The 15,525-nt window shown below is 63.2% G+C and carries 11 protein-coding genes and 1 pseudogene; 3 read left to right on the top strand and 9 right to left on the bottom strand.

Annotated elements, in window-relative coordinates; all coding sequences use genetic code 11:
- Nucleotides 1-7 precede the first annotated feature (7 nt).
- Nucleotides 8-3,181 (top strand): efflux RND transporter permease subunit, encoded by a 3,174-nt coding sequence (locus B9A12_RS15475; protein ID WP_084059005.1) that lies wholly within the window; start codon nucleotides 8-10, stop codon nucleotides 3,179-3,181.
- A 51-nt stretch (nucleotides 3,182-3,232) separates the two neighbouring features.
- Here the strand turns inward: B9A12_RS15475 and ald are convergent, their stop codons facing one another.
- From ald to B9A12_RS15435, 8 genes are all read right to left on the bottom strand, one after another.
- Nucleotides 3,233-4,345 (bottom strand): alanine dehydrogenase, encoded by a 1,113-nt coding sequence (gene ald, locus B9A12_RS15470; RefSeq protein WP_084059004.1) that lies wholly within the window; start codon nucleotides 4,343-4,345, stop codon nucleotides 3,233-3,235.
- A gap of 23 nt (nucleotides 4,346-4,368) precedes the next feature.
- Complete coding sequence (lipA, locus tag B9A12_RS15465) at nucleotides 4,369-5,265, bottom strand: lipoyl synthase (RefSeq protein WP_084059003.1); 897 nt, start codon at nucleotides 5,263-5,265, stop codon at nucleotides 4,369-4,371.
- Nucleotides 5,262-6,029, bottom strand: a complete 768-nt coding sequence (gene lipB / locus B9A12_RS15460) for a lipoyl(octanoyl) transferase LipB (protein ID WP_084059002.1) — start codon at nucleotides 6,027-6,029, stop codon at nucleotides 5,262-5,264. Before lipB ends, lipA begins: the two co-directional genes overlap by 4 nt.
- Nucleotides 6,030-6,135: 106 nt before the next feature.
- Nucleotides 6,136-7,590: an aminomethyl-transferring glycine dehydrogenase subunit GcvPB gene (gene gcvPB / locus B9A12_RS15455; RefSeq protein WP_084059001.1), complete on the bottom strand. Its 1,455-nt coding sequence runs from the start codon at nucleotides 7,588-7,590 to the stop codon at nucleotides 6,136-6,138.
- Nucleotides 7,587-8,921: an aminomethyl-transferring glycine dehydrogenase subunit GcvPA gene (gcvPA, locus tag B9A12_RS15450; protein ID WP_170920662.1), complete on the bottom strand. Its 1,335-nt coding sequence runs from the start codon at nucleotides 8,919-8,921 to the stop codon at nucleotides 7,587-7,589. The genes gcvPB and gcvPA overlap by 4 nt, the downstream gene beginning before the upstream one ends.
- Complete coding sequence (gene gcvH, locus B9A12_RS15445) at nucleotides 8,918-9,325, bottom strand: glycine cleavage system protein GcvH (RefSeq protein ID WP_084058999.1); 408 nt, start codon at nucleotides 9,323-9,325, stop codon at nucleotides 8,918-8,920. The genes gcvPA and gcvH overlap by 4 nt, the downstream gene beginning before the upstream one ends.
- A 28-nt stretch (nucleotides 9,326-9,353) precedes the next feature.
- Nucleotides 9,354-10,625, bottom strand: a complete 1,272-nt coding sequence (locus B9A12_RS15440) for an aminomethyl transferase family protein (RefSeq protein ID WP_084058998.1) — start codon at nucleotides 10,623-10,625, stop codon at nucleotides 9,354-9,356.
- A gap of 14 nt (nucleotides 10,626-10,639) precedes the next feature.
- Nucleotides 10,640-11,083, bottom strand: coding sequence for an Lrp/AsnC family transcriptional regulator (locus tag B9A12_RS15435; protein ID WP_084058997.1), 444 nt, complete (start codon nucleotides 11,081-11,083; stop codon nucleotides 10,640-10,642).
- Between the two features lie 353 nt (nucleotides 11,084-11,436).
- On the opposite strand from B9A12_RS15435, the gene lpdA reads away from it, so the two are divergent.
- Complete coding sequence (gene lpdA, locus B9A12_RS15430; protein WP_084058996.1) at nucleotides 11,437-12,870, top strand: dihydrolipoyl dehydrogenase; 1,434 nt, start codon at nucleotides 11,437-11,439, stop codon at nucleotides 12,868-12,870.
- Between the two features lie 109 nt (nucleotides 12,871-12,979).
- A complete protein-coding gene (locus B9A12_RS15425; protein WP_084058995.1) occupies nucleotides 12,980-14,401 on the top strand; it encodes an alanine/glycine:cation symporter family protein in 1,422 nt (473 codons plus the stop codon).
- A 688-nt stretch (nucleotides 14,402-15,089) separates the two neighbouring features.
- Here the strand turns inward: B9A12_RS15425 and B9A12_RS17415 are convergent.
- Nucleotides 15,090-15,525 (bottom strand): annotated as a pseudogene (locus tag B9A12_RS17415) (hypothetical protein); the annotation flags it as partial.

Below are 15,525 nucleotides of genomic sequence, written 5' to 3'. Positions count from 1 at the left end.
GCGATCTATGAACGTGCATCTGGGAATAGCCGGAAGACTGGCCAAGGCCTTCGTGGATTCCAAGCTCACGCCGCTTCTCATCGCGGCTTCCCTGCTGCTGGGGCTGGGGTCTGTCATGCTGCTCCCCCGGGAAGAAGAGCCCCAGATCGTCGTTCCCATGATCGACATCTTTGTGGGCATGCCGGGAGCCTCTGCCAAGGAAGTGGAGGAGCGGATCACCAAGCCCATGGAAAAACTTTTGTGGGAAATTCCGGGGGTGGAATACATCTATTCCACATCGTCGCCGGGAAGGTCCTTCGTGGTGGTGCGCTTCAAGGTGGGAGAAGACGAAGAAAAGAGCATCGTGCGTCTCAATCAGAAGATGTTCGCCCATTTCGATCTCATCCCGCCGGGGGCGACCCGCCCGCTCATCAAGCCCCGTTCCATCGACGACGTGCCCATTTTGGCTCTAACCCTGTGGAGCGAGCGCCTGGACCACTACGACCTGCGACGTGTGGCCGCTCAGCTCCACGACCAGATCAAGCAGGTGCCCGATGTTTCGGAAGTCAAGATCATCGGAGGCCGCCGCCGCCGGATCCGTGTGCTCCTGGACCCCGTCCGGCTGGCCTCCCGCCGTGTGTCGGCCGACGCCCTTCTCCAGGCCCTGGCTTCCTCCAACCGGGTTGATCCTTCCGGCCGGATGATTGCGGACAACCGGGAAGTGGTGGTGGAATCGGGTGCCTTTCTCCGTACGGCAGAGGACGTGGGATCGGTGGTGGTGGGCGTTTATGGGGGCCGTCCCGTCTATCTCAGGGACGTGGCCCGTATCGAGGACGGCCCGGAAGAGCCCGCCGACTATGTGCTGTTCGGCACCGGCCCTCGCTACGCAGGCCCGCCGGTCCAGGGCCTGCAGCCTGCCGTGACCCTGGCCGTCGCCAAGCGCAAGGGGGTCAACGCCATCGACCTGGCCGAAACCGTGCTGCACAAGGTGGAGGGCCTCAAGGGGCGACTCATTCCCCGGGACGTGCATGTGACCGTTACGCGCAACTACGGGGAGACGGCCAAGGAAAAGTCCAACGAACTCCTGTTTCACATGGCCATCGCCGTGGTCTCTGTGGTGTTTCTTATCTGGCTCACCTTGGGGCTTCGGGAATCGGGAATCGTGGCCATCGCCATTCCCGTGACGTTGGCCCTCACGCTGACCGTCTTCTACCTGAGCGGCTACACCCTGAACCGGGTCACCCTTTTTGCGCTCATCTTTTCCATCGGGATCCTGGTGGACGACGCCATCGTGGTGGTGGAAAACATCGTGCGCCATTACCGCATGCCCGAAAACAGGGACCGGCCCACGTCGGAGGTGGCCGTGGAGGCGGTGGCGGAGGTGGGCAACCCCACCATCCTGGCCACCTTTGCCGTGATCGCCGCCATCCTTCCCATGGCGTTCGTGCGAGGCCTCATGGGGCCCTACATGCGGCCCATTCCCGTGGGGGCCTCGGCGGCCATGGTTTTTTCTCTCATCGTGGCCTTCCTGGTGACCCCCTGGGCGAGCGTGCGTCTGCTGAAACGGGAAAAGGAGGCCCAGCATGAAGAAGAGAGCTGGTCCACGCGCTTATATCGCCGGGTCATGCGCCCGCTCATTCACCGGCCCCTGGCGCGCTACGGGTTCCTGGTCTTCGTGGTGATCTTGCTGTTGGCGGCCATGAGCCTAGTCGCTTTCAAGGCCGTGCGCGTCAAGATGCTTCCCTTCGACAACAAAAGCGAACTACAGGTGATCATCGACATGCCGGAGGGAAGTACCCTGGAGGAGACGGCTGCGGCGGCCAGACACATGGCGCGGGCGGTGGCGGCCACTGCCGAGGTGACCCACTACCAGATCTACGTGGGAACCGCCTCGCCCCACAACTTCAACGGCCTGGTCCGCCACTATTTCCTGCGCCGGAGCGCGAACGTGGCGGACATCCAGGTGAACTTCGTTCCCAAGGGGGAGCGCAAGGCGCAAAGCCACGACATAGCCAAGCGGCTTCGGCCCCAGATCCAAAAAATCGCCGCCCTCTACGGCGCCAACGTGAAGATCGCCGAGATCCCGCCCGGGCCGCCGGTCCTTCAGACCCTGGTGGCCGAGATCTACGGGCCCGACTATGGGCGTCAGATCCAGATCGCCCGGCACGTGAAAAAGATCTTCCAGGAGACGGACGGCGTGGTGGATGTGGACTGGTTCGTGGAAGACGACCAGCCCAAGGTGGTCCTTTCCGTGGACCGGGAAAAGGCGGCCTTGAACGGGGTGAGCGTGGCGCAGGTGAGCCGGGTGCTGTCGGCGGCCGTGGCCGGATCTCCCGTGGGACTGGCGCACATGCCGGAAGAAAAGGAGGATGTTCCCATCGTCGTCCGGTTGCCCCTGGCGGAGCGCTCGAGGCTGGATCCGGTGCTTTCGTTGCGGATTGCCAACGCCTCCGGAAGGCTCATCCCGCTGAGCGAGCTGGTGCGGGTGCGGCAAACGATCCAAGACAAGAGCATCTACCACAAGAACCTGCTTCCCGTGGTCTATGTGACGGGAGACGTGGCGGGTGAAGAGGAAAGTCCGGTCTATGCGATCCTCAAGATGAACAAGAAACTGGACGAACTGGTCCTTCCCGAGGGCTACCGGCTGGAGCGGCACGTGGCGGCCCTGCCCCTTTCCACGGAGCGCTATTCCATGAAATGGGACGGGGAATGGCACATCACCTACGAGGTCTTCCGGGACCTGGGGCTGGCCTTCGCCGCCGTGCTGGTGCTCATCTATATCCTGGTGGTGGGCTGGTTCCAGTCTTTCGTGACGCCCCTCACCATCATGGCGGCCATTCCCTTCTCCCTGGTGGGTATCCTGCCGGCCCACGGGCTGTTCGGGATCTTTTTCACCGCCACGTCCATGATCGGGTTCATCGCCGGGGCAGGTATCGTGGTGCGCAATTCCATCATCCTGGTGGACTTCGTGGAGCTGCGCCTGAAGGAGGGCATGCCTTTGGAGGATGCGGTGGTGGACGCCGGAGCGGTGCGTTTCCGGCCCATGCTGCTCACTGCCGCTGCCGTGATCGTGGGGGCCGGGGTGATCCTGTTCGATCCCATCTTTCAGGGCCTGGCCCTGGCGCTCATGTCCGGAGAGGTCGCTTCCCTGCTCCTTTCCCGGATGACCGTTCCCATCCTCTACTTCCTGAGCCGTCGTTGACCGGGCGGGCGCACCCGAAGGTGCGCCCCTGGGGGTGAGGAGGGAGGGTGGTTAGAGCAACGTGTCGATGGGAACGTATTCCAGGCCGAAGGCGTCGGCCACGCCCTTGTAGGTGACCTTGCCGTCCACCACGTTGGCTCCCAGCTTGATCTCTTGGTTTTCCTGCATGGCCCGCTTCCAGCCCTTGTTGGCGATTTGTACCGCGTAGGGCAGGGTGGCGTTGGTGAGCGCCAGGGTGGAGGTTTTGGCCACGGCGCCGGGCATGTTGGCCACGCAGTAGTGCACCACGCCGTCCACCACATAGGTGGGGTTCTTGTGCGTGGTGGGCTTGGACGTTTCGAAGCAGCCTCCCTGGTCGATGGCCACGTCCACGATCACCGCGCCCTCCTTCATCGTGGGCAGCATGTCGCGGGTGATGAGCTTGGGAGCCTTGGCGCCCGGGATGAGCACGGCGCCGATGACCACGTCGGCCTTCTTGGCCAGCTCCCGGATAGTGGCCGGAGAGGACATGAGCAGAAAGCAGTTGGCGGGCATGACGTCGCTCAGGTAGCGCAGCCTCTGGAGGTTCATGTCCAGCAGATAAACCTTGGCCCCCAGGCCGCAGGCCATCTTGGCCGCGTTGGTTCCCACCACGCCGCCGCCGATGACCACCACCGTGGCCGGTTCGACGCCCGGCACGCCCGCCAGCAGGATGCCCTGACCCCCCTGGGTCATTTCCAGGTACTTGGCCGCTTCCTGGATGGCCATGCGCCCCGCCACCTCACTCATGGGCGTGAGCAACGGCAGGGATCCGTCGGCCTTCTGGATGGTTTCGTAGGCGATGTTCACCGACCGGCGCTGCATGAGGGCCTGGGTCAGCTCTTCATCGGCCGCCAGATGGAGGTAGGTGAAGACGATCTGGCCTTCCCGAATCAGGTCGTATTCCGGGGGCAGGGGTTCCTTGACGTGCATGACCATGTCCGCCCGGTCGTAGATCTCCTTGGGGGTGGCCACGATCTCGGCCCCGGCGGCCGCATAGGCCTCGTCGGGAAAGCCGCTTCCCACTCCGGCTCCCTTTTCCACCAGGACCGTGTGGCCGTTGTGGCGCATCACTTCCACGCCCGCAGGCGTCATGGCCACGCGATTTTCTTCCGCTTTGATTTCCTTGAGCACACCAACAATCATTTTCTTCTCCTCTTTTTCAGTTGTTATTCCGCATCCTGGCAACAGGCCGAATAGAGCTCCTGAGCATGGTAGGAGCTGCGAACCAGCGGACCGCTGGCCACCTCCTTAAAGCCCATTTGCAGGGCCTTGTGCTTCCAATGGTCGAATTCATCGGGCGTAACGAACCGGTCCACCGGCAGGTGCCGGCGCGACGGTTGCAAGTATTGGCCCAGGGTGAGCATGCTGCAGCCCACCTCCAAAAGATCCTGGAGGGTGCGCTCGATCTCCCCTTCCGTCTCCCCCAGGCCCAGCATGAGTCCGGACTTGGTGGGGAGGCGGGGGGCATGTCGGCGGGATCGGTCCAAAAGCTCCAGGGAGCGCTCATAGCGTGCGCCGGGGCGCACCGTTTCGTAGAGCCGCGGGACCGTCTCCACATTGTGGTTGAGTACGTCCGGACCGGCGTCCAGAACCCGATGCAGGGCCCGGCAGCTCCCCTGGAAGTCGGGAATGAGCACCTCCACCCGGGCTTGGGGCAGGCGTTCCTTCACGGCGCCAATGGTGCGGACGAAGGCGTCCGCTCCTCCATCGGGCAGATCGTCCCGGGTGACCGAGGTGATGACCACATAGCGCAAACCGAGGCGTGCGGCGGCGTCGGCCACCCGCTGGGGCTCGCTGGGGTCCGGTGGGCCGGTGGGACCGTGTTCCACCGCACAGAAACGGCAGCGACGGGTGCACCGGTCGCCCAGAATGAGGAAGGTGGCCGTGCGCTGGGAAAAACATTCGAACTGGTTGGGGCAGCGGGCTTCCTGGCATACGGTGTGTAAAAGACCCTGTTTGAGCAGCCGGCGCACCTGCTGGTAGGCGGGATCGGAGGGCAGGCGGCGGCGGAGCCAGGAAGGTTTGCGCGTTCGAATGGGCTGTTGCTCATGGGATGCCGTCATGATCGGGTCCTTTGCGGTAAGTGGTCCATGATGGGGGAGGTGGTGTCCGTTGTGGGCTGGGCTTGGCGGAGTGCCCAGGCCGGATCGGCTGGCTGGAAGTCCAGACCCAGGATGCGGGCGGTGTGGGCGAGGACGGTGCGGCGCACCGCCGCCATGTCCAGGTCCCTTCTTCCCGTCTCGCGTGCCAGGGATGTCATCTGTACGCCCCGCAGGCCGCAAGGGTTTACCCAGTCGAAGGGTTCCAGGTTCACCACGGCGTTGAGCGCAAAGCCGTGGAAACTCACCCCGTGCCGAACGGCGATCCCGATGCTTCCCAGCTTTCTGTCCTGCACCCACACGCCACGGTTGCGCACGTCGCGGCGGGCGCTCACCCCGAAATCGGCCGCAGCACGGATCATGATCTCTTCCAGGGCCTCCACGAAGGCCACCACCTTCCAGCCCGCGCTGGGTAGATGCACGATGGGATAGCCCACCGCCTGGCCCGGGCCGTGGTAGGTGATGTTTCCGCCCCGTTCGATGGGAACCACCGGGATGCCTCGGCGCTGCAGGATTTCCTGAGACACCGTCAGGTTTTCCAGGCCTCCGCGCCGGCCCAGGGTGAAGACCGGGGGATGTTCCACCAGAATGAAGACGTCCCGGTCCAGGCGCCCGGTGTGCCGGGCGTCCACCAGGGAGCGCTGCAGCTCCAGCGCCTCCCGGTAGTCCAGGAGCGGGATGTCCAGCAGCCGGCAGGGCCGGGGTTTCCTTTCGGACGGTGCCGTCATGGTCGGTGTTCCTTCCGAGTCTGGGGTGCCGCCTTCCCACCGAGAGTCAGCCTCACGCCACCGGGCCGGCACGTGAAGGGGCCCGGTGGCGCTTGGGGATCTGTGCTTAGCCCGCCAGACAGGGCCGGCGCGCCGCCTCCGCCTCGTTGAGCCTCCTCAGCTTGGGCTTGGTGGGGGCCTGGCGCACGCGCTCCGGATCCTCTTGGGCCTCCCGAGCGATGGCCCGCATGGCCTCAATGAAGCGGTCCAGGTCCTCCCTCGTTTCCGTCTCCGTGGGTTCCACCATGATGGCGCCGTGCACCACCAGCGGAAAGTAGATGGTGGGCGGATGGAACCCGTAGTCCATGAGCCGCTTGGCCATGTCCAGGGTGGTCACCTTGTGGGCCTGCTGCTTTTTGTCCGTGAAGACGCATTCGTGCATGCAGGGCCGGTCGAAAGGAAGGTGAAAGACATCCTTGAGCCGTTCCTTGATGTAGTTGGCGTTGAGCACCGCCAGCTGGCTCACCTTCTTGAGATCTTCCCCCATGGACAGGATGTAGCTGTAGGCCTTGATGAGCACGCCGAAATTGCCGTGGAAGGCATGCACCTTGCCGATGCTCAGGGGAAAGTCCTGGGAAAGCCGGTACGCTCCGCCTTCCTGCACCACCCGCGGTACGGGCAGAAAGGGCTCCAGTTGCCGGGTCACGCACACGGGACCCGCCCCGGGCCCGCCTCCGCCGTGGGGCGTGGAAAAGGTCTTGTGCAGGTTGAGGTGGAGCACGTCCACGCCGATGGCCTTCATGTTCACGATCCCCATGACGGCGTTCATGTTGGCCCCGTCGCAGTAGACCAGGCCCCCGTTTCGGTGGACGATCTCCGCCACTTCCTGGATGTTTTCCTCGAAGAGACCCAGGGTGTTGGGGTTGGTCACCATGATTCCGGCCGTCTCTTCATCCATGAGCTCTTGGACCACGGCGGGATCCACCACACCCCGTTCGTTGGACTTGAGCGCCACGGGCCGGAAGCCGCACAGGGCGCAGCTGGCCGGGTTGGTGCCGTGGGCGGTGTCCGGGATGAGGATCTTGGTGCGCTTTTCCCCCTTGTTGCGGAAATGGGCGGCGAAGATGAGCATGCCCGTCAGTTCCCCGTGGGCCCCGGCGGCCGGCTGGAGACTCACCGCGTCCATTCCGGTCACCTCCGCCAGCAGCTCTTGCAGGTGCGCCATGAGCTCCAGCGCCCCCTGGCACAGCTCGTCGGGCAGAAGCGGGTGGGCGCCGGCAAAACCGGGCAGGGACGCCTGCCGTTCATTGGTCTTGGGGTTGTACTTCATGGTGCAGGAACCCAGCGGGTAGAGGCCCGTATCCACGCCGAAGTTCCACTGGGAAAGACGCGTGTAGTGACGGATCACCTCCACCTCGCTCAGGTCCGGAAAGTCGGGGCCCGGTCCCGCGTGGCGCGGGTCCAGGGCCTTTCGTTCCACATCGCGCCGGGGCAGGGAAAAGGCCGTGCGGCCCGGCTTGCCCCGTTCCCACAGCAGCGGCTCGTTCAAGATGAGACCGGTTGTGCCCTGGGATGCTGTCATGACGAAACCTCCCTGATCAAAACGTCCAGATCGTCGCGGCTCTTGGTCTCCGTGACGCAGAAAAGGTAGTGGTCTTCCATCTCGGGGTAGAGCGGGGCCAGGGGCAGGCCGGCGACGATCTTTTCCTGCTGGAGGCGCTTCCAGATCTGCCCAAAGCCGGCCGGGGCCTTGAGAACGAACTCATTGAAGGTGGGTGCGGCCAAGGGCGCCGAAAAGCCCGCTTGCAGGAGCCCCTCTTTCAGGTACTCGGCCTTGTCGTGGTTGAGCTGGGCCAGCTCGCGGATGCCCGTTCCACCCAGGCTGGCCATGTACATGGCCGCCGTCATGGCGCACAGGCCCTGGTTGGAACAGATGTTGGACGTGGCCTTTGCCCGCCGGATATGCTGCTCGCGGGTGGACAGGGTGAGCACGAACCCCGGGCGGCCTTCCAGGTCGGTGGTGCGCCCCACCAGGCGGCCCGGCATCTTGCGCACATGGTCCTGGCGCGTCGCGAACATGCCCAGACCCGGTCCCCCGAAGGACTGGGGGTTGCCGAAGCTCTGCCCCTCGCCGCAAACGATGTCCGCCCCCTGGGCTCCGGGACTCTTCACGATCCCGAAGGCCAGCGGCTCGCTGAAACAGGCCACGAAGACCGCTCCGGTCTCATGGATGGCCCGTCCGGCCGCCTCCAGGTCCTCCAGGCATCCGAAAAAGTTGGGCGACTGCACCGCCACGGCGGCCAGGTCCTGGATGGCGCCCAGGCCGGAAAGGTCCGTGGTGCCGTCGGCAAGCAGGGGAAGCTCCACCACTTCGTAGTCCGTGGGCGCAAAGTAGGTGGCCACTACGCGCCGGTAAAACGGGCTGACGGCCCGGGAGACGGCCACGCGTTTTTTCTTTCGCGTGATGCGAAAGGCCATGAGAAGGGCTTCGGCCAGAGCGCTGGCGCCGTCGTACATGGACGCGTTGGCCACATCCATGCCCAGCAGGCGGGCCGTCAGGGTCTGGTATTCGTAGATGCCCTGGAGCGTTCCCTGGCTGATTTCCGGCTGATACGGAGTGTAGGCCGTGCTGAATTCCGACCGGCCCAAAAGGTAGGAAACCGCGGCAGGGATGTGGTGTTCGTAGCTTCCCGCGCCCAGGTAGATCTTCCAATAAGGGCTCGACGCCACGCGGGCCGCCAGGCGGTCCATGTGGGCGTTCAGTTCCCATTCGGTGAGGGGCTCCGGAAGGTTCCAGGCGTCCTTTCTCCGGCAGGTTTCGGGAACGCCCGCAAAGAGCTCCTCCAGACTGTCGGCCCCCACGGCTTGGAGCATGGAAGCCACGTCTTCGGGTGTGTGCGGAAGATACCTCATGATTCCAACCCCTTGAGATGTTCCAGGTAAGCGTCCTTGTCCAGAAGGCTATCCATCTGGGCCGGGTCCTCGGGCTTGACCCGGATCATCCAGCCGGCCCCATAAGGCTCCTTGTTGACCAGGTCGGGAGCGCCTTCCAGTTCCTCATTCACCGCCACCACTTCGCCGCTCACGGGCATGTAGAGTTCGCTCACGGCCTTGACCGATTCCACCGAACCGAACTCTTCCCCCTTGTCGAAGGTGTCGCCCACCTGGGGCAGCTCCACATAGACCACTTCCCCCAGCTGATCCTGGGCGAAATCGGAGATGCCCACCACCACCGTATCGCCTTCCAAGCGGGCCCATTCGTGATCTTGTGTGTAGCGAACGTCTTCAGCCAGGTTCAGTTCATGGATTTCCTTCATGGCGTACCTCCTTCTTGTTGGGTCCTGTTCAGTCGGTCATTTGTTGGATGGGGCGTCGCGCCGTGCGGTGAGGGCGGATGTCGTCGGTCAAGACCACGCGGATGGAGCGGCGGCGATCCTTGAGCACCAGCGGGGTTCCGGCCGGCAGGTCCTGGGAGAGTTTCACAAAACCGCAACTGAGCCCACGAGGTTGGAAGTCCGCCGGCTTGTCAGGGCTGGTGATGGAATAGATACGGTCGCCGTCGCGGCCGATGGCCATGTCGGTGACACAGGTGAGCACCGTTCCCACCACGTTGCCGTCCGGGTCCAGGACCTGGGCATCGTGGGGGTCGGTGAGCTTTCTCAGGTCGAAGCCCACAAAGGCCTTGGTGTATTCGGGGGTGCGGAGCTCCAGCAGGGCACGGGCGCCCAGGAAGTCCTTGGTAAAGCCGGTCTTGTCTTCGTTGTAGGGCAGGGCGAACTCCCAGGGGTGGTGCCGGAAAGGCCAGGGGCCGATGTCCTGGTGAGACAGGGGAAGGACGGCCCCGGCCCGCAACGAATCCCGGGCGGCCAGGCCGCAGGGAAGAAGGCCTTCCTTTTCGCCCGCTTCCAACAGGGCGCTCCACAGGGGCTCCAGCCTTTCGGGGGCCAGGAAGATCTCGAAGCCGAATTCGCCCGTGTATCCCGTGCGGGAAAGAAGAATCGGCGTGCCGTCCTGGAGGGTCACCGCGGCGGCGTCCGGATGTTCGGGATCGTAATGGCCCTTGAAGGAGAAATAGGCCATGCCCGAAAAGGCTTCCTTCGGATCACTCAGCAGCCGGGCCAGCATCTTGGCGGCCAGGGGGCCCTGGATGTCCATCTTGCCCACTCGGTCCGTCAGGTCTTGGATCGTGACGGAACGCGATCCCGCCTGGTCCCGCAAATGCGCCGCCACCGGAGCGCCCATGCCGGCGTTCACCACCACCAGGAACTCTTGGTCGCCCAGCCGATAGACGATGGAATCGTCCAGGGCCTCGCCCCGTTCATTGAGAAAAGCGCCGTACACGCACCGTCCCTTGGAAAGCGGTTCCCGGGAGGCGCCCACACAGCGCTCCAGATCCTTGGTGAAGGTCCACTGCAACAGCTCCAGGGCGTCCGGGCCCTGCACCGACACAGCCGCCATGTGGCTGGTGTCGAACAGCCCCGCCGCCTGGACCACCGCCAGGTGTTCCGCCTTGGCGCCCGTGGGATACCAGACCGGCATGTGATAGCCGCCGAAATCGGCCATGTGCGCGCCGCGGGCCACGTGCCAGTCGTGCAGAGGGGTGATTTTAAGGGACATGGCAAACTCCTTGCTCAGAGAACGTAAGGAACCTTGATGTTGAAGGTCTTGTAGACCACGAAGGTTTCCACCGATTGAACGTTGCTCACCTTGGAAACCTCCTCCGTGTAAAACTGCAATAGGTCGAACTCCTGGTTCAAAAGCACCAGAACCATCAGATCGTAGCGGCCCGTCACGATGGTCACCGCCACCACGCCCCGGAGCGCCTTGAACGCTTCGGCGGCTCCCACCATGTCCATGTCGTGGAGCTTGACTCCCACGATCACCAGCCGATGGCCGGGGAGGGCGCCGGGATCCACCACGCCCGTGATGCTCAACACCTTTTCGTCCATAAGCCGCTGGACCCGGTTGCGCACCGTGTTTTCCGTCAGGCCCAGGGCTTCGGCGATCTTGCGAAACGATCTTCGCCCTTGGCGTAGATGCTTGATGATGGCCAGGTTGGTTTCGTCGATTTTCATGGGTTCGAGCGTCCGTTGGGGTTCACGTGTGGCACGGCGTGTGACCATCTCTGGAACTATTTACGATTTACACAAAAAAGGCAATCAAAATTTTCATAATCAGAAAAATTTCCCTATCAAATTGCAAAAACATGCGATATGGCAAGAGTGCACAAGAGAGCACGTCGTATGTGAGAAAAAACGCGGGCCATCTTGGGCAAACAGGCCTTGACCCTGGACGGTTCCTGGAGTAAGCAGGCTCTGCCTGGAAAAGAAGTCTTGCGCACGGCAGGTTTCCTCAAGGGATTTCCCGCACATGATTCCGACGCCCGTGGGTATCTCGACCCCACGTGGATTCTCAACGAAGGAGGTTCATGGAAAAGCACATCCTCATCATTGGAGCGGGTCCCGGCGGTTATGTGGCGGCGGTTCGTGCCGCTCAGGCCGGAGCCCGGGTCACGGTGGTGGAACGGGACCACCTGGGGGGTACCTGCCTCAACTGGGGCTGCATCCCGTCCAAGGTCCTTTTGCACGCCACAGAACTTCTGGAAAAGAGCCGCCATGGTGCGGCGTTTGGTCTCATCTTTGCCGATCCTCTCGCCGTGGATCTGGCCCGACTCATGGCTCGCAAACAGAAGGTTGTGGACGACCAGCGCAAGGGCATCGCGGCGCTTTTTCGCCATCATAACATCCGGTGGATGGCGGGGCGAGCCCGGGTAACGGGGCCGGGGCGGGCCCGCGTGGAGCAGGCCGACGGGCAGGTGCAGGAGCTTTCCTGGGATCGACTCATTCTGGCGCCGGGAACGCGGCCCATGGGGCTTCCGGGGTTGGAGCCCGACGGGGAGCGGGTTTGGTCCAGCGATCATGCCCTGAGCATGTCGCAGGTGCCTCGTTCCATGGTGATCGTGGGCGGGGGGGTGATCGGCTGTGAGTTTGCCACCATTTTAAGCGCCTTGGGCACCAAGGTGACGTTGGTGGAGGCCCTGGATCGGCTGCTGCCCCTGCCGTCGGTGGATGCGGACTGCTCCAAGATCCTGGAGCGGGAGATGAAGAAGCGGAAGGTGGCGCTTCACCTGGGCCGTACGGTCCAGGACTGGGGTCCGGACGGGGACGGTCTGCGCGTGGTGCTGGGGCCGTCCCCGCTGGTGGAGCCGCCCAAAGGCAAAAAGGCGGAACCCGTGACCGTCGGTTGCGACAAGATCCTCGTGTGCGTGGGGCGCCGGCCCAACACGGACGATCTTGGCCTGTCCGGCCTGGGGGTCGCCATGGATGAAAGGGGGTGGATCAAGGCAGACGAATCGATGCAGACCAATGTGGATGGAGTCTATGCCATCGGGGACGTTCTGGGCCCGGCGCGGGTCATGCTGGCTCACGTGGCTTCGGCGGAAGGACAGGTGGCGGCCTCTTGCGCCTTGGGAGGCCGGGAGCGCATGGACTACGATGCCGTTCCCGGGGCCATCTTTTGCCGGCCGGAAGTGGCCACGGTGGGACTCACGGAGGCCCAGGCGCTGGAACGGGGCATGGAGGTGCGTTCGGAAACGGTGTTGCTGAGAACCATGGGCAAGGCCCAGGTTTTGGGAGAATTGGCCGGCATGGCCAAGCTGGTGACCGAACGGGGATCGGGCCGCCTGGTGGGAGCCCACCTGGTGGGAGCCCACGCCACGGAGCTCATCGCCGAGGCGACCCTGGCTGTGCGCCACGCCATGACGGCCGAAGACCTGGCCCGGACCATTCATGCCCATCCCACCCTGGCGGAGGTGATGGCGGAAGCCGCCTTCAAGGCGACGGATCGCGCCTTGCACGGATAGGGCCCTGGGTGGATCCGGTTGGGAGCGGGCAACGAATCCGCGATCGAACGGATGCTTCGGCTGTGGTTCTCTCGGAGGCGGACAAATCGAAATCCAGTGGAGGATTTACATGGAAGGCTTGGCACATTCGATTGAAACCTTGGTAGGAAAGTTGGGCTCCTTTGCCTGGGGGCCGGTGATGATCGTCCTGTTGGTGGGAACGGGGTTGGTTTTGTCCCTGGGAACCCGCTTTGTTCAGTTCCGGCGTCTTGGTCTTGCTTTCAAGCTGCTCTTTTCCAAAAAGCATAGCGGAGATGGGGACATCACGCCTTTCCAGGCTCTCATGACCTCTCTTTCCGCCACCATCGGAACGGGCAACATCGCCGGCGTGGCCACCGCCATCGCGGCGGGCGGTCCCGGGGCCGTCTTTTGGATGTGGGTGACCGCTTCCGTGGGCGGTGCCAGCAAGTTGGGTGAGGCCGTTTTGGCGGTGAAGTATCGGGTTACCAACGAGAAGGGGGAAAAGTCCGGCGGTCCCATGTACTACATCAAAAACGGCCTGCAGGAGCGCTATGGCGGCAACTGGGGCTGGCTCGGGTGGGCCTTCGCCTTTTTCGGTTTCGTGGCCTCCTTCGGGATCGGCAACATGGTCCAGTCCAATTCGGTCGCCGACGCCGTCCGATCCACCCTGGGCATCCCCACCTACATCACGGGCATCGTGCTGGCCGTGGCCACGGCTCTGGTGATCATCGGCGGCATCAAGAGCATCGCCCGGGTGACCTCCAAGATCGTTCCCTTCATGGCCGTGGTCTACTTGTTGGGCTCCCTGATCGTGCTGATCATGAAGGCCTCGCTCATCCCCGATGCCTTCGGCCTCATCTTTGCCAACGCCTTCACCGGCAAAGCGGTGGGCGGCGGGCTTCTGGGAACGGTGATCCGCTTCGGAGTGGCCCGCGGCATCTTTTCCAACGAGGCGGGCCTGGGATCGGCTCCCATCGCCCATGCGGCCTCCAAGATCGATGACCCCGCCGTGCAGGGCCTGATCGCCTCGCTGGGATCCTTTATCGACACGCTCATCATCTGCTCCATGACGGCCCTGGTCATCCTGCTCTCGGGGCTGGTGCAAATGTCTCCTGAAGGCCTCATGACCATCCAAAACGGTCTTTCCGGGGCGGCTCTTTCCAGCGCGGCCTACGGCCAGAGCCTGCCCGGGATCGGTTCCTTCATCGTCTCGTTCGGCCTGGTCTTTTTTGCCTTTTCCACCATCCTCGGCTGGTACTACTACGGCTCCAAGTGCTTTGAATACATCGCCGGGGTGAAGGCGGTGGAGATCTACAAGTGGATGTGGGTGGTGCTCGTTTTCGTGGGAGCCACCACGTCGCTCAAGTTCGTGTGGAACCTGTCCGACGCCTTCAACGGCCTCATGGCCCTTCCCAACCTGATCGCACTGCTGGCGCTGAGTCCGGTGATCTTCCGGATGGTGCGTAAGTACGAAGAAGTGGAGGCCGTGGAAGCAAGAGCGGCCTCTGTGGTCAGTCCGGCGGCCGAGTAGGTTACGATCGCCGAATGTCACGGTCCTAGGGATCCCCTGGGACGGTAGGCAGGTGACGCAGGGGCGGTTGGCGAACCGCCCCTGCCTTTTTGACAAAGGAGATGATCCCGTCCCCGCCGGCGGCCTACCGGCAAAGGGAAGAAACCTTTCGCCCATGGACGGGGGTTGCCGAAGATCCAGAGAAGGCCGTCCATGCCCCCAGAAACGGCCCCATCCACCGGAATGTTCTTGGAATGTTTTTTTTGAATCGGAAGGCTCTCAGACACACCGCTTGCCTATCGCTTTTTCCTCAGGGCAACCGCCAAAACCGGTTTTCGCCCATCAGTGCCAAAGTCGGTTGTCAAGGCCTGGAGCGAAGGGCCAAATAGGATTCTTGTGCCTGGCCGTAGGGGCCACTAGAAAGGCCTCTACATAAAAAGGTGTCCATCAGTTCTGGGACTTTACAGGGCAAGCGATGAGCCCTAAAGTCATGCCATCCGGCTTCGGCACAGTGCGAAGGAGTAGCTTATTTGGGCACCGGAAAATTCCATTTCACCCTGAACCAAGATACTCATTCCTTTTCCTCCACATCCACCAGCCGAGCGCGGCCCGATCTCAGGGGCACCGAGCTCCAGCTCGGCAAACACCGCCGGGCGGGAGCCTGGCACTCCCAGCACGGCATTATTGTGTATGTAAACGATCACCGCATTCAAGTGGCGCTCATCCCGGATGTATCGGTCCCAATAGTCTCGCACTCAAAAACGCTTGCCGGGCACGCTGATCCCCAGCTCGGCGGCATGCACCAGGCCAGCAGCCGGTAGCGTGAGCCGTCGAAATACAAGAGGCTATTCCGCACCAACGCGGCAAGACGTGGATGGCGCAAGGCGCAGCAGCCCATGCCCAGATCCAGCCACGCTTCGATGCGCTGACGCTTCCACCTCTCCCGCTCCTTTTTAGGCTTGTTTGCCAGTTCTCGCTCCAACTGGGGCAATCTCTCCTGTGGCAACGAATCGGCCAGGCGAAAGGTAACAGATTGGAGCAATGCCGGCGCATCCAAATGAGGCAGATACCCCCGGCTGTACCAGCCTTTGTAAGCGTGATTCTCTTTACCGGGCTGGAGCCCGGTGCTCCCAGGGGGCGGCGAA

The sequence above is a fragment of the Desulfacinum hydrothermale DSM 13146 genome (assembly GCF_900176285.1).
Classification (GTDB): Bacteria; Desulfobacterota; Syntrophobacteria; order Syntrophobacterales; family DSM-9756; genus Desulfacinum; species Desulfacinum hydrothermale.
The sequence above is the reverse complement of the archived record's forward strand: the minus strand, read 5'-3'. Positions and strand labels throughout refer to the sequence as shown.

Bases quoted from the DNA above. Each gene is read 5' to 3' on its own strand.
- gcvPA (WP_170920662.1), bottom strand. From the start codon at position 8,921: ATGAGGTATCTTCCGCACACACCCGAAGACGTGGCTTCCATGCTCCAA.
- lipB (WP_084059002.1), bottom strand. From the start codon at position 6,029: ATGACGGCACCGTCCGAAAGGAAACCCCGGCCCTGCCGGCTGCTGGAC.
- ald (WP_084059004.1), bottom strand. From the start codon at position 4,345: ATGATTGTTGGTGTGCTCAAGGAAATCAAAGCGGAAGAAAATCGCGTG.
- B9A12_RS15440 (WP_084058998.1), bottom strand. From the start codon at position 10,625: ATGTCCCTTAAAATCACCCCTCTGCACGACTGGCACGTGGCCCGCGGC.
- B9A12_RS15425 (WP_084058995.1), top strand. From the start codon at position 12,980: ATGGAAGGCTTGGCACATTCGATTGAAACCTTGGTAGGAAAGTTGGGC.
- gcvH (WP_084058999.1), bottom strand. From the start codon at position 9,325: ATGAAGGAAATCCATGAACTGAACCTGGCTGAAGACGTTCGCTACACA.
- gcvPB (WP_084059001.1), bottom strand. From the start codon at position 7,590: ATGACAGCATCCCAGGGCACAACCGGTCTCATCTTGAACGAGCCGCTG.
- lpdA (WP_084058996.1), top strand. From the start codon at position 11,437: ATGGAAAAGCACATCCTCATCATTGGAGCGGGTCCCGGCGGTTATGTG.
- B9A12_RS15475 (WP_084059005.1), top strand. From the start codon at position 8: ATGAACGTGCATCTGGGAATAGCCGGAAGACTGGCCAAGGCCTTCGTG.
- lipA (WP_084059003.1), bottom strand. From the start codon at position 5,265: ATGACGGCATCCCATGAGCAACAGCCCATTCGAACGCGCAAACCTTCC.
- B9A12_RS15435 (WP_084058997.1), bottom strand. From the start codon at position 11,083: ATGAAAATCGACGAAACCAACCTGGCCATCATCAAGCATCTACGCCAA.